The sequence below is a fragment of the Ferrovibrio sp. genome (assembly GCF_035304305.1).
Lineage (GTDB): Bacteria > Pseudomonadota > Alphaproteobacteria > Ferrovibrionales > Ferrovibrionaceae > Ferrovibrio.
In genome coordinates, this window is sequence record NZ_DATGQG010000036.1 from 47,238 (window position 1) to 60,039 (window position 12,802).

Below are 12,802 nucleotides of genomic sequence, written 5' to 3' on the forward strand. Positions count from 1 at the left end.
ACCGCTTACAAACGGAACCGCCCCATGACAGATCATGTCGCGGCGGCCGCCAAAAATGGCGGCCCCGCTCCGGCCATTTCGCTCTCGACGCTCGTTCTGCTCGCCCTGCTGACGCTGTTCTGGGGCATCAACTGGCCGATCATGAAGATCGCGCTGAACGAGATTCCGGTCTTCACCTTCCGCACGCTCTGCCTCGGCGGCGGCGCGTTCGGCCTGTTTGCCATCGCCTTCTTCAAGCGGATGCGGCTCGGCATTCCGCGCGGCTATGTCGGCAAGCTGGTCTGGATCAGCCTGTTCAACATCACCGCCTGGAATGTCTTCGTGCTCTACGGCCTTTCGATGCTGCCGGCGGGACGCACCACGATCCTCGCCTTCACCATGCCGCTCTGGCTGGTGCCGATGAGCGCGCTGCTGCTGCACGAGCGTCTGAACGGCTGGAAGCTTGCCGGGCTCGGCGTCGGCCTCAGCGGCCTGGCGGTGCTGATCGGCGGCGAATGGGAAGCGATGGCGGCGGCGCCGCTCGGTGTGCTGCTGGTGCTGGCGGCGGCGCTGAGCTGGGCGATCGGCACGCTCCTGATCAAGGCCTGGGCCGTGCCGATGGCGGCAGTGCCCTTCGTCGGGTGGCAGATGCTGCTGGGCGGCATCCCGATCTTCATTCTCGCGCCGCTGCTGGAACGGGCGCAATGGCAGGTCTGGTCATGGCCGGCCTGGAGCGCCGCGATCTACAACGCGACGATCTGCTTCGTATTTTGCTACTGGGCCTGGAACACGCTGGTGCGCATCCTGCCGGCGAATATCAGCGGTCTGTCGACCCTGATGATCCCCGTGGTCGGCGTCTTCTCGTCGATGCTGATGCTGGGCGAGCAGCCGGGCTGGCCGGAACTGGCCGCGCTCGTGCTGGTGAGCACCGCCCTGGGGCTGATCCTCAAGCCGGCCCGCTGATCAGTCCGCGGCGCCGGCCGGTTCCGCCTTCTCGACCCTTGCCGCGCAGAACTTGAATTCGGGAATCTTGCCGAACGGATCCAGCTGCGGATTGGTCAGCAGGTTGGCGGCGGCCTCGGCGAAGGCGAAGGGGATGAAGACCATGCCTTCGGCCACATCGCGGTCGGCGCGCAGCTTCGGCTCGATGGCGCCGCGCCGGGTCGAGACGCGGATACGGTCCCCCGGCTGCAGGCCCAGCCGCGCCATGTCGCGCGGATGCAGCATGGCAATGGCCTCCGGTTCCAGCGCGTCGAGCTGCGTGGCGCGCCGGGTCATTGCGCCGGTATGCCAGTGCTCCAGCAGACGACCGGTGGACAGCACGAAGGGATAGTCGTCATCGGGCAGCTCGGCCGGCGGCGTCACCGCGGCCGGCACGATGCGGCCGCGGCCCGTGGCGGTGGGGAAGCCATCGCCGAAGATCACCTCGCGGCCCTGCGGATAGGTGGCTGCCCCCTCGCGCTCCAGCCGCTCCCAGCTGATGCCGGCCAGCGAGGGCATCACCGAGGCCATCTCGGCATAGACTTCGCGGGGATGCGTGTAGCGCCAGCCGAGCCCCATGCGCTGCGCGATCGCCTGCACCAGTTCCCAGTCCTGCCGCGCCCCGCCCGGCAATGGCAGGGCGGCGCGGGCCAGCTGCACCCTGCGGTCGGTGTTGGTGAAGCTGCCGGTTTTCTCCGGCAGCGCCGAGGCGGGCAGGATTACATCGGCATGGAAGGCCGTCTCGGTGAGGAAGATGTCCTGCACCACGAGATGCTCCAGCGACGCCAGCGCCTCACGCGCATGGGCGGCGTCGGGGTCCGACATGGCCGGATTCTCGCCCATGATATACATGCCGCGGATTTCGCCGGCGAGGATCGCATTCATGATCTCGACGACGGTGAGACCGCGCTTCGGATCCAGCCCGCCGCCTGCATAACTGGCGCCCCACACGGCCTCGAAGGCCTGGCGCTTCGCCGCATCCTCGACCGGCTGGTAGTCGGGCAGCACCATCGGGATCAGCCCGGCATCGGAGGCGCCCTGCACGTTGTTCTGGCCGCGCAGGGGATGCAGGCCGGTGCCGGGCCGCCCGACCTGGCCGGTGATCAGGCTCAGCGCGATCAGGCAGCGGGCATTGTCGGTGCCGTGCACATGCTGCGACACGCCCATGCCCCAGAAGATGATCGAGGCCTTCGACGTCGCGTAAAGCCGCGCCACTTCGCGGATCACGTCCGGCGCGATGCCACAGAGCGGCGCCATCGCTTCCGGCGTGGAGCGCTGCACCGCCTCTTCCAGATCAGGAAAGCCGTCGACGAAGCGCTGGATGTAGGCCGGATTGCTCAGGCCCTCGGCGATGATGACATGCAGCATCGCATTGAGCAGGGCGACGTCGGTACCCGGCTTGAAGCGGAGCTGGTGCGTCGCGTAGCGCGCCAGTCCGGCCTGGCCGCGCGGATCCATCACGATCAGCTTCGCGCCCTTCTGCCGCACGGCATTCTTGATGAAAGTGGCGGCGACGGGATGGTTGATCGTCGGATTGGCGCCGATCACCACGATCACCTCGGCATCCATGGCGGCGGCAAAGGGCGCGCTGACCGCCGCCGAGCCGATGCCCTCCATCAGCGCCGCCACCGAGGAGGCGTGGCAGAGCCGCGTGCAGTGGTCGACATTGTTGGTGCCGAAGCCGAGCCGCACCAGCTTCTGGAACAGATAGGCCTCCTCGTTGGAACCCTTGGCCGAGCCGAAGCCGGCCAGCGCCGAAGGACCATGGCCGTCACGGATGCGCCGCAGGCCGGCGGCGGCAAGCTCCAGCGCCTCCTCCCAGCCCGCCTCGCGGAAATGCGTGAAGGGATTCGCCGGATCGACGATATCGTCGCCGCGCTTAGGCACACCGTCCTTGCGGATCAGCGGCTTCGTGAGGCGGTGCGGATGCTGCACATAATCGAAGCCGAAGCGGCCCTTGACGCACAGCCGGCCGCGGTTGGCCGGGCCGTCACGGCCCGTGACATACTGGATCCTGTCATCCTTCACATGGAAGGTGAGCTGGCAGCCGACGCCGCAGAACGGGCAGAGCGAATCCACCGCCGTGGCTGCTTTCGGCACGCCGACATTGCGTTCGTCCACCAGGGTGGAAGGCAGGAGCGCACCGGTCGGGCAGGCCTGCACGCATTCGCCGCAGGCGACGCAGGTGCTGTCGCCCATCGGATCGGCGAAGTCGAAGACGATTTCGGCATGATGGCCGCGGAAGGCCATGCCGATGACATCGTTGCCCTGCACCTCGCGACAGGCGCGGACGCAGAGATTGCACTGGATGCAGGCATCCAGATTGACCGCCATGGCTGGATGGCTGCGGTCCGGCGCCGGTACCGTCTCACAGGCGGGAAAGCGGCTTTCGGTGACGCCGATGCGTTCGGCCCAGCGCCAGAATCCGGAGTCCGCGTCATGGGCCTGATCGCGCGGAGGCTGGTCGGTCAGCAAAAGCTCGAAGACCAGTTCGCGGGCGCGTTTCGCCCGTTCGCTGGCCGTGCGCACCACCATGCCATCGGTCGCCGCGCGCTTGCAGGACGGCGCCAGCACGCGCTCGCCCTCGATCTCCACCATGCAGGCGCGGCAGTTGCCGTCGGCACGATAGCCGTGCTGCGGCGTATGGCAGAGATGCGGAATGTCGGTGCCGAGGCGCTGCGCGACCTGCCAGATCGTCTCGCCAGGCTGCGCCTCGACCTCGCGGCCATCGAGCAGGAAGCGGATCATCGGAAACGCTCCAGAACCGAGAGCAGCGGATTGGGCGCGGCCTGGCCGAGGCCGCAGATCGAGGCATCGCGCATCACCTGCGCCAGGTCGCGCAGCAGCGGCTCGTCCCAGGTCTGCTCCGCCATCAGCGCGGCGGCCTTCTCGGTGCCGAGGCGGCAGGGCGTGCACTGGCCGCAGGATTCATGGCGGAAGAAACGCATCAGGTTGAGCGCCGCCTGGCGTACGTCGTCCCGGTCCGACAGCACGATCACCGCCGCCGAACCGATGAAGCAGCCGTGTTTCTCCAGCTGGCCGAAATCCAGCGGGATATCGGCCATGCTTGCCGGCAGGATGCCGCCCGAGGCGCCGCCCGGCAGATAGGCGGCGAAGCGATGGCCATCCGCCATGCCGCCGCAATATTCCTCGATCAGCTCGCGCGCGGTGATGCCGGCCGGTGCGATCTTCACGCCGGGCTCGCGCACGCGGCCCGAGACCGAATAGCTGCGCAGGCCCTTCGCGCCGTTGCGCCCGTGCCCCAGCCACCAGGCGGACCCTTTTTCCGCAATCCGCGCCGCCCAGTAGAGGGTTTCGACATTGTTGATCAGGGTCGGACGGCCGAACAGACCGGCCTCGCTCGGGAAGGGCGGCTTGTGGCGCGGCAGGCCGCGCCGGCCCTCGATGCTTTCCAGCATCGCCGATTCCTCGCCGCAGATATAGGCGCCGGCGCCGCGCCGCAGCTCGACATGCAGGCCCTGCAGCAGGCCGGCCGTCTCGAGTGCCTGCAACTCCGCGGTGAGGATGGCATGCGCGGCAGGATATTCGTCGCGCAGATAGATATAGGCAGCCTCGGCCTCGATCACCTGCGCGGCGATCAGCATGCCTTCAAGGAAGCCGTGCGGGTCGCTTTCGAGGAAATGCCGGTCCTTGAAGGTGCCGGGTTCGCCCTCATCGGCATTGACGGCGAGCAGCCGCGGCTTCGGCTGCTGCAGAAGCGAGCGCCATTTGCGTGCGGTCGGGAAACCGGCGCCGCCCATGCCGCGCAGACCCGCCGCATCGAGCCCGGCAATCACCGCATCGCCGGTGAGCCTGCCATCGCGCAGGCGCTCCAGGGTGCCGTATCCGCCTTCGGCACGATAGCGCTCGAAGGTCCGGTACCGCGGCAGGACCGGCTGCACCTCACGACGGCGATGGATTTCCGCCAGAGCCGCCGCGCTGGCCGGCGCCACGACATTACGGCCATAGGCGACACAGGGCGCGCGGTCGCATTGCCCCATGCAGGGCGCGCGCAGGACGCGAACATCGTCCAGCTGCCCCAGCTGCTCCGCCAGCGCATCGGCGCCGGCCATCGCGCAGCTGAGGGAATCGCAGACGCGGACCGTCACGCCCTGCGGAGGAACCTCATCGTCATCGACAAAGTCGAAATGGGCATAGAAGGTGGCGGTCTCGTAAACCTCCGCCAGCGGCAGACACATCGCCTCGGCCAGCGCCACCAGCAGCCGCGCCGGCAGATGGCCGCGCGCATCCTGGATGCGATGGAGATATTCGATCAGCAGATCGCGGCGGGCGGCATCCGGCACCAGGATCTCGCGCAGCGCGGCATGATCGGCCTCATCGGCCTGCCGGCCACGCGGCTGCACGCGGCCCTTGCGGCCGAAACGGCCCGTCGCGGGCGATCCCGATGGGACAGACTGGTTCACGCGGCGATCCTCCGCCGCGGATTGTAGCTGTGCGTTACATGTTACGCGAGCGCCAAAGGCCGCTCAGGCGGCCGGCTCGAGCCGCGCGCCCAGCGCCTGCATCAGCGGCACGAAACCGGGGAAACTGGTATCCATCACGCGCGCATCGTCGATCACGATGCCATCCTTCGCGGCCAGTCCCAGCACCAGGAAGGACATGGCGATGCGGTGGTCCAGTTCGGTGGCGATGCTGGCGCCGGCGGACGACAGCCCCTGCGGCGGCCTGCCCCTGCCGTGGATCACCAGACCGTCCTCGAATTCCTCCAGATCGACGCCGCAGGCCTGCAGGCCGCGCGCCATCAGCGCCAGGCGGTCGCTTTCCTTGACCCGCAGCTCCCTGGCGCCGCGCACGATGGTGTCGCCGTCGGCGCAGGCGGCAGCGGCGAACAGGATCGGATATTCGTCGATCATGCTCGGCGCGCGCTCGGGCGGAACGGTGATGCCCCTGAGCGCCGAATAGCGCGCGGTGATGTCGGCGACCGGCTCGCCGCCCTGCTCGCTGCGGTCGCCGAAGCTGAGATCCGCGCCCATTTCCTGCAGCGTGGTGAACAGCCCGGTGCGCAGCGGATTGAGGCCGACCTTTCGCACCGTCACGGCGGAATCCGGCACGATGAGGCCGGCGACCAGCGGGAAGGCCGCCGAGGACGGATCGGCGGGAACCGTGATGCTGGAAGGCCGGAATTCCGGCTGGCCGGTCAGGCGGATCACCTTCGCACCGGTCTTCGCCGTCTCGATCTCCACCGTCGCGCCGAAATGGCGCAGCAGGTTTTCGGTATGGTCGCGGGTCGGCTCGGGCTCGATCACCGTGGTGATGCCCGGCGCGTTCAAGCCGGCCAGCAGGATGGCCGATTTCACCTGCGCCGAGGCGACCGGCAATTCGTATTCGATCGGCAGCGGGTCGGCGGTGCCGGTCATGGCCAGCGGCAGCCGGCCACCACTGCGGCCATGGAAGCGCGCGCCGATGCGGCTCAGCGGCTCCATGACGCGGCCCATCGGGCGGCGGCGCAGGGAGGCGTCGCCGGTGAAGACGGCGGTGAAGTCGTGGCTGGCCACCAGCCCCATGACCAGGCGCGCGCCGGTGCCGGCATTGCCCATGTCGAGCACGTCCTCGGGCTCGCTCAGGCCGCCCACGCCGACACCCCAGACCCGCCATTCGCCCTCGCCCAGGCGCTCCACCTCGGCGCCCATGGCCCGCATGGCTGCGGCGGTACGCAGCACGTCCTCGCCCTCCAGCAGGCCGGAGACCCGGGTCTCGCCGACCGCCATGGCGCCGAAGATCAGCGCCCGGTGGGAAATCGACTTGTCGCCGGGAACGGAGACGGTTCCCTTCAGCGGCGCGGTACCCGGCGCGGCGCGGAACGGGCGGGGTTTCTGGTTGTCCTTGGAGCTCATCGGTACTCGCTTGCGGACCGCCCGGACCGGGCGGCAATCCGGCGCGAAAAAAGCCGGTTTAACGGGTTGACAGGGCGCGCTTCTTTAACACAATCGCGCCGCTCCGGCCAGCAGGCCGGCGCGGCGTCGCGTTTCGATCCGGGGCATCCCGGGGCGCCCAACATGGAGATTGTCGATGGCCAAACCCGAATGGGGCACCAAGCGTCGCTGCCTGAGCTGCAGCGCCGCCTTCTACGATCTCGGCAAGTCGCCGATTATCTGCCCGAAATGCGGTACCGAGTTCAATCCGGAAGCGCTGGTGAAGACCCGGCGGCCGGCGCGCGTTGAAGAGGTCAAGGCCGTCAAGCCGGTGAAGGCCGTGGTGGACGATGCGGCGGATCCGGATGTCGATGATGCCGTGATCGGCGACGACATCCTGGAGGATGCCGACGAGTTCGAGGAAGAGGATGTCGGCGAGGAGATCGACGTCGACGCCGAGCCGGACGAGGAGACCTGACCGTATTTTTTCGCCGGCCTCATCGCCGCACAGGATGCGGCGATGAAAGGCTTGCAAAGCTGCGGGCGGCGGCTTATGGTCCGCCCCCGCCGACGGACCCCGCCCCCAGGGCTTAAGTCCGTGATTTAATGGGGCCATAGCTCAGCTGGGAGAGCGCCTGCATGGCATGCAGGAGGTCAGCGGTTCGATCCCGCTTGGCTCCACCAAAATCCCCCTGAAAAACCAGCACACGTTGTGTCAGCCGCCGCCGCCAAACCCGCGGCCTGCTTTGAATATTTGTAAATCGCAAAAGCTTCCGCTAAGCCAGAACAGGTGGAGCTTACCGGGGGGGTGGGGAATGATTCGGGGTTGGCTCGGCACCGGGCCAGACGAATCGGCAGCGGGTCGGCAGTCACTTCCGGACAGTCAGATCGGCAGCCGCCGCTCCACCGGGGCGGCATGATCGCGATCGAACAGACGGCGCCGGAAAAGACCGGCGTGGCATCCACGCTGCGCGCCGGACTGTATGTCCTGCTTTTCATGGTCCTGTCCGCGCTGTCCGCGATTGCCTTCGACCAGGTGCTGCGGGTCGTCACGCTGAAGGACGAGCAGATCGCGATGCGGATCGAGTCCGTCGCGGTGATCCCGCCCGCGCCCGGCTTCGCCATGTCGCCCGGGCCGGCCAAGGCATCGCTGCCCTACCGCTGTCCGCTGCAGCCCGAGACCTGGGTCTGCGAGGCCGGTTTCCAGCTCACCTACCGCCACCAGGCACGCCCGGACGGCGCCATCACGTCGCTCTACGCGCCGTATTTCTCCGGCCGGCTCCAGATCTACCTCAACCGCACGCTGATCGCCGACAGCGCCTGGGCGGATTCCCCGTCCTATCTCGGACAGAGCGCGCCGCTGCTGGTGCCGCTGCCGGAACCGCTGCTGCGCGAGGGCGACAACGAGATCGTCCTGCGTCTCGCTTCGGTCACCTATGGCGGCACGCTGGGCCGCCTCTTCATCGATGCCGATCACCGCCTGCGCGGCGACTACACGACGACGCGGATGATGGTGGCGACCCTGCCGCGCCTGCTCGAGGGCATGGTGATCGCCATGGGTGTCTTCATGCTGCTGATCTGGACGATGCGGCGGCAGGATCACCTCTATCTCGTTCTCGGCATCCAGCTGCTGAGCTGGGCGACGCCGGCGCTGGTGGCGGCCCTGATCGACGATCCGAGCCTGACGACGATCCGATTGGCCAATATCGCGCGCTTCATCTTTTCGGCCCTGACGCTGCCGTTTACATGGCTGTTCCTCGGCCGCCGCCAGCCGGTGCCGACATGGGTCTTCCTTCTGCTGCCGCTCGCCGCCTTCATCTGCGCTTTCCTGCCCGGCGGACAGGGCACCTGGATCATCCTGAAGGTGCTGATCCCGATCAGCGTGATCATCCTGCTGGTCTCCAATGTCATCCTGATGCATGCCGTCATCGTCGACCGCAACCGCGCGGCCCTGCCGCTGCTCTGCATGGCGGTGATCGGCGTGGTCTTCATCATGCGCGACCATTTCGTCGCCCTCGGTATCCTGCAGAACCGCCATATCCAGCTGACGCGCTTCAACGGCCCGATAGTCGCGACCGTGATGGGACTGATCGTGCTCGGCCGCTATGCCGGCGCGATGACGGCCGTGGAGCGGTTCAACAGCCAGCTGCGCCAGGCGGTGGCGGCCGCCGAAGAGAAACTGCGCCAGACCTTTGCCCGCGAGCAGGAGCAGGCCCGCAAGGCCGTGCTGGAAGCCGAGCGGATGCGGCTGATGGGCGACCTGCATGACGGCATTGCCGGACACCTGGTCTCGATCATCTCGCTCTGCGAGCAGCGCAGCGATCCGCAGAACCAGGAGGTGGCGCAGGCGAGCCGGCAGGCGCTGACCGATCTGCGCCTGGTGATCGATTCGCTGGAAGATGTCGGTGACGATCTCGGCATGATGCTGGCGGTCTTCCGCGAGCGGATCGAACCCCAGCTGCGCCGCAACGGCATCCGGCTCGACTGGCGCGTGCGCGCCCTGCCCGACCTGCCCGGCCTGCATCCCGCCGTCACGCTCGCGATCTTCCGCATCCTGCAGGAAGCGGTGTCCAATGCCGTCAAGCATTCGGGCGCGCCGGCAGTCCAGATCGATGCGGTCGCCTCGCCGCGCGCCGGTTATGGCATGCGCCTCACGGTATGCGACCAGGGCCGCGGCGGCGCTGTCCGCCGCAACGGCGGTTTCGGCATGGAGAACATGCGCCGCCGGGCGGCCACGATCGGCGCCGATCTCTCGGTGGAAAGCAGCCCCGGCGCCGGCACCAGGGTCATCCTCGACCTGCCCGCCCGCCTGAACAGGCCGGCCCAGACCGCCGGCTGACCGGCTAGAAGTTGATCAGGCCGCGGTTGATCGCCTCGAACACCGCCTCGCCGCGGCTGTTCACTTCCAGCTTGCGGTAGATGCTCTTGATGTAGCTGGGCACGGTGCTGCGCGAAACGCCGAGATTGTCGGCGATCTCGTTGTAGGTGAAGCCCTTGGCGATGCCCCAGAGGATGTCGGTTTCGCGCTTCGTCAGCCTCGCCGCCTGGCCGGCATCCTGATCGGCCGGCGCGGCGGCCTCCTCCTGCGGCGGCAGGCGGCGCAGGATGTAGCGGGCGATGGCGGCGGAAATCGGCGAATGGCCCTGCCGCACCTGTCGCACCGTATCGGCGATGTCTTCGGGCAGCGCGTCCTTCAGCACATAGCCGCTGGCGCCGGCAGCGATCGCCGCCACCACGGTGCGCTCGTCGGACAGCGCCGAAATGACGAGGATTTCCATCTCCGGGAAGGCCGCATGTCCCTCGCGGATCAGGCTGGTGCCATGGCCGTCCGGCAGGTTGAGATCGGTGATCAGTACATCCGGCGGCGTCTCGGCCATGATGGCGCGCCCCTCGGCCAGGGTGCCGGCTTCGCGGACCGCAAAGCCCGGATCAGCGGCAAGCGCCGTGCTGAGCCGCCGGCGGGTCGGCGGGTCGTCTTCGACAAGCAGGATGCGCACGGGATCGGCCATGATGCCCGTCTTCTCCTACAGCCAGTCGAGGAAATTGATCAGCGGCACCTCCGATGGCAGGCGGGAGACGCGGTCCACGGTCGCGGCTTCCGTGCCGAACAGCTGACTGGATAATGCATTTTCATCGATTCTGGAAATCGTATCGGCCGCGGACGGCCGCCGCACGGCAAGCAGCACCAGCACGTCGTTGCGCGTGACGCTGGCGCCCTGGACACCGAACAGGTTGCCGGCGCCGGGTACGTTGCGGACGCCGGTCACGCCCCGCTCGCCGATGCGGGACGTGGTGGACGCGCTGGAGCCCAGCGCGATGGCGCGGCCGAAGGGAATTTTCGCTGCGGCTTCGGTCGCCGTCTTGTCCGTGTTGACCAGCACCACGCCGCTGTTGGCGGTGATGTCGCCGGTCAGGTAGCTCAGCTCCATGACCGCATCCAGATCGACATACTCGTCGGTGACCTCGTTCGGTGTGACCCGGAGATCGATGCCGATATCGCGCTCCACGGATTCCGACGAGTTGTCGCTGCGCGCCACGATCAGGACATTGGCGCCGCCGAAGAACCGCGAGGTCTTGCCGGGCACGGCAGTGACGCTGGGGCTCGCCTCGATGCTGAAGGCGTTGATGTCCTCGGAGGCGATGTTCAGGGCGTAGGTGATGGTCGGAATGCTCACTTCCAGCGAATTCGTCCGCGTCGTCGAGGCGGGTTCTCCGGTCGTGTTGGTGCGCTCGAGATTGATCAGTGTGGAGCCGAACTGGAGCTGCAGCGCCTCCAGCAGGTTGATGCCGTTGCTGCTGGCACTGTCGCGGCTCTGGCGGATCACATAGGCGTCGATCGAGATGTTGGAATCTTCCGGCAGAGCGCCCGCGGCGGCGGCGGCCTGCAGGCGCTGCCGCAGCGGCTCGGCCGGCCGGGAGTTCGGACCATCCGCCAGGGCCGCGGCCAGGAATTCGGCGGCCTGGCGCTCGGCCGGCTTCTCGGGCGGGCCGGCGCGTTTCGCCGCCTCGAGCGCCCGGGCGGCGAGCCCGAAATGCCCGGCGCGATAGGCCGTCAGGGCAAGGCCGTAGCACAGGCCGTCGCAGTTGCCGCGGCGCCCGGCCGCCTCGGCGAAGGCGGCCAGCGCGGCGTCGTAGCGGCCGAGCCGGTATTCGGTGATGCCCAGCCCGACTTCCGGCAGCCACCAGTCCGGGGCGAGCCGGCTGGCATTGGCGAATGCGACCCGCGCCACTTCCAGATCGCTGTAGCGGCCGCGCGCCAGCAGATAGACGCCGTTGTCGTAATGCAGCCGCGCATTGGTCGGCTCGGCGCCGATGCGGCGGAACAGCGATTTCGGATCGACGCTCTCGGGATTGCGGAAACCCAGCTGCTCCATATGGCTGGCATGCTGCGTGTCAGCCGAGCTGCAGCCGGCCAGCGCCAGGAACAGCAACAGCAGGGCCCGGGCCGGCCCGGATCGACGGAAGGACATGGCGGATCGGTTCAGGGGTTGACGAACGGACGGCACCCGCGGGTCCGGACGGTCCCATGGGACAGCGACGCTCCCACAGGCCGCAGCATTCCTCCACCCCATATGTATGGGGTTCACGACCGGCACGGATCTTCGCCCTGCGCTACCGGGCCAGGCAGAGGATGCCGTAGCAGGCATCCAGCCAGTGGCGGAAAGCGAAATACAGGGCGATGTCGAGCAGCAGCAGGAGCAGCAGCGCCGGCGCCCCGATCCAGAGCAGGAAGCGCCGCAGGGCATGCCGCGTCAGCCGCGGCGCGGGAATGACATGGCCATGGACGCGTTCGGGCATTCGGCGCAGGCGGAACATGGCGCCATGCTGCGGCGAAAGCCTGCGGGCCGCAATGCCGCCGCGACGGGCTTTACGCCGGGGCGCGCCGGGCGCAAGCTGCGTCGGACTGTGATGATGACCGACCCGTTCCCCGGCCGCTCCACCTTTTCGACCGCCAGCGAGATGTGGTGGACCTTCACCGCCGCCGATTGCCGCGAGCCGGCGATCGGATGGCTTTATGACTACTGGCTGGCGAAAAAAGGCGGGCACCGCTTCCCCGCGCGGCAGGATATCGACCCGCTGGAAATGAAAGTTGCGCTTGGCGGCATCTCGCTGTTCGACGTCGAACGCGACCCCCTGCGCTTCCGCTACCGCCTGATCGGCGCCGACATCGTGCAGCGGGACGGCTTCGACCTGACCGGGCGCTATCTTGACGAGCTGCCGCTGGAGCAGTACCGCGCGCTGATCGAGGGCCGGCTGCGCCTGATCATGCAGAACCCCGCCCCGCTGCTGGTCCACAACAAGCAGTTCTACGACCAGCGCTGGTTCGACTACGAGGCGATCTGGCTGCCGCTGGCGAGCGATCACGTCACCGTCGACATCCTGATGGCCTGTCAGATCTTCGCCGACACGCCGACCGACCATGTCGGCCCGCCGGTGGTCCGGGCCGCAGCGCCATGACGGTCGCGCTG

The 12,802-nt window shown here is 68.1% G+C and carries 10 protein-coding genes and 1 tRNA gene; 5 read left to right on the top strand and 6 right to left on the bottom strand.

From position 1 onward, the window contains the following. The first annotated feature begins 24 nt into the window (after window positions 1–24). On the top strand, window positions 25–942 hold the full coding sequence (locus VKZ87_RS04255; RefSeq protein WP_324220006.1) for a DMT family transporter: 918 nt from the start codon (window positions 25–27) through the stop codon (window positions 940–942). Here VKZ87_RS04255 and fdhF read toward each other — a convergent pair whose 3' ends face one another. The 3 genes from fdhF to aroA all read right to left on the bottom strand — a co-directional run bounded on the left by fdhF (window position 943) and on the right by aroA (window position 6,815). Continuing rightward, window positions 943–3,708: a formate dehydrogenase subunit alpha gene (gene fdhF / locus VKZ87_RS04260; protein WP_324220007.1), complete on the bottom strand. Its 2,766-nt coding sequence runs from the start codon at window positions 3,706–3,708 to the stop codon at window positions 943–945. After that, the gene (locus VKZ87_RS04265) at window positions 3,705–5,384 is read right to left on the bottom strand and encodes an NADH-ubiquinone oxidoreductase-F iron-sulfur binding region domain-containing protein (protein WP_324220008.1); all 1,680 of its coding nucleotides are present in this window, start codon (window positions 5,382–5,384) and stop codon (window positions 3,705–3,707) included. Before VKZ87_RS04265 ends, fdhF begins: the two co-directional genes overlap by 4 nt. A 63-nt stretch (window positions 5,385–5,447) precedes the next feature. Next, window positions 5,448–6,815, bottom strand: coding sequence for a 3-phosphoshikimate 1-carboxyvinyltransferase (aroA, locus tag VKZ87_RS04270; protein ID WP_324220009.1), 1,368 nt, complete (start codon window positions 6,813–6,815; stop codon window positions 5,448–5,450). A gap of 175 nt (window positions 6,816–6,990) precedes the next feature. Between aroA and VKZ87_RS04275 the strand changes: the two genes are divergently transcribed. The 3 genes from VKZ87_RS04275 to VKZ87_RS04285 all read left to right on the top strand — a co-directional run bounded on the left by VKZ87_RS04275 (window position 6,991) and on the right by VKZ87_RS04285 (window position 9,672). Continuing rightward, window positions 6,991–7,311 carry a TIGR02300 family protein gene (locus VKZ87_RS04275; RefSeq protein ID WP_324220010.1) on the top strand — a complete coding sequence of 107 codons (321 nt, stop codon included), beginning with the start codon at window positions 6,991–6,993 and terminating at the stop codon, window positions 7,309–7,311. Window positions 7,312–7,441: 130 nt separating this feature from the next. Further along, window positions 7,442–7,517 (top strand) — tRNA-Ala (locus tag VKZ87_RS04280). A gap of 232 nt (window positions 7,518–7,749) precedes the next feature. Then, window positions 7,750–9,672, top strand: a complete 1,923-nt coding sequence (locus VKZ87_RS04285) for a sensor histidine kinase (protein ID WP_324220011.1) — start codon at window positions 7,750–7,752, stop codon at window positions 9,670–9,672. A gap of 4 nt (window positions 9,673–9,676) precedes the next feature. Here the strand turns inward: VKZ87_RS04285 and VKZ87_RS04290 are convergent, their stop codons facing one another. From VKZ87_RS04290 to VKZ87_RS04300, 3 genes are all read right to left on the bottom strand, one after another. After that, the gene (locus VKZ87_RS04290) at window positions 9,677–10,342 is read right to left on the bottom strand and encodes a response regulator transcription factor (RefSeq protein ID WP_324220012.1); all 666 of its coding nucleotides are present in this window, start codon (window positions 10,340–10,342) and stop codon (window positions 9,677–9,679) included. A gap of 15 nt (window positions 10,343–10,357) precedes the next feature. After that, on the bottom strand, window positions 10,358–11,803 hold the full coding sequence (locus tag VKZ87_RS04295) for a hypothetical protein (protein WP_324220013.1): 1,446 nt from the start codon (window positions 11,801–11,803) through the stop codon (window positions 10,358–10,360). Window positions 11,804–11,945: 142 nt separating this feature from the next. Then, on the bottom strand, window positions 11,946–12,149 hold the full coding sequence (locus tag VKZ87_RS04300; RefSeq protein WP_324220014.1) for a hypothetical protein: 204 nt from the start codon (window positions 12,147–12,149) through the stop codon (window positions 11,946–11,948). A 96-nt stretch (window positions 12,150–12,245) separates the two neighbouring features. Here VKZ87_RS04300 and VKZ87_RS04305 point away from each other — a divergent pair, with 96 nt between their 5' ends. Further along, a complete protein-coding gene (locus tag VKZ87_RS04305) occupies window positions 12,246–12,791 on the top strand; it encodes a PAS domain-containing protein (protein WP_324220015.1) in 546 nt (181 codons plus the stop codon). The last annotated feature ends 11 nt before the right edge of the window (window positions 12,792–12,802 follow it).

Coding starts and splice junctions, on each gene's coding strand:
- VKZ87_RS04275 (WP_324220010.1), top strand. CDS start 6,991: ATGGCCAAACCCGAATGGGGCACCAAGCGTCGCTGCCTGAGCTGCAGC.
- fdhF (WP_324220007.1), bottom strand. CDS start 3,708: ATGATCCGCTTCCTGCTCGATGGCCGCGAGGTCGAGGCGCAGCCTGGC.
- VKZ87_RS04255 (WP_324220006.1), top strand. CDS start 25: ATGACAGATCATGTCGCGGCGGCCGCCAAAAATGGCGGCCCCGCTCCG.
- VKZ87_RS04290 (WP_324220012.1), bottom strand. CDS start 10,342: ATGGCCGATCCCGTGCGCATCCTGCTTGTCGAAGACGACCCGCCGACC.
- VKZ87_RS04295 (WP_324220013.1), bottom strand. CDS start 11,803: ATGTCCTTCCGTCGATCCGGGCCGGCCCGGGCCCTGCTGTTGCTGTTC.
- aroA (WP_324220009.1), bottom strand. CDS start 6,815: ATGAGCTCCAAGGACAACCAGAAACCCCGCCCGTTCCGCGCCGCGCCG.
- VKZ87_RS04305 (WP_324220015.1), top strand. CDS start 12,246: ATGACCGACCCGTTCCCCGGCCGCTCCACCTTTTCGACCGCCAGCGAG.
- VKZ87_RS04300 (WP_324220014.1), bottom strand. CDS start 12,149: ATGTTCCGCCTGCGCCGAATGCCCGAACGCGTCCATGGCCATGTCATT.
- VKZ87_RS04285 (WP_324220011.1), top strand. CDS start 7,750: ATGATCGCGATCGAACAGACGGCGCCGGAAAAGACCGGCGTGGCATCC.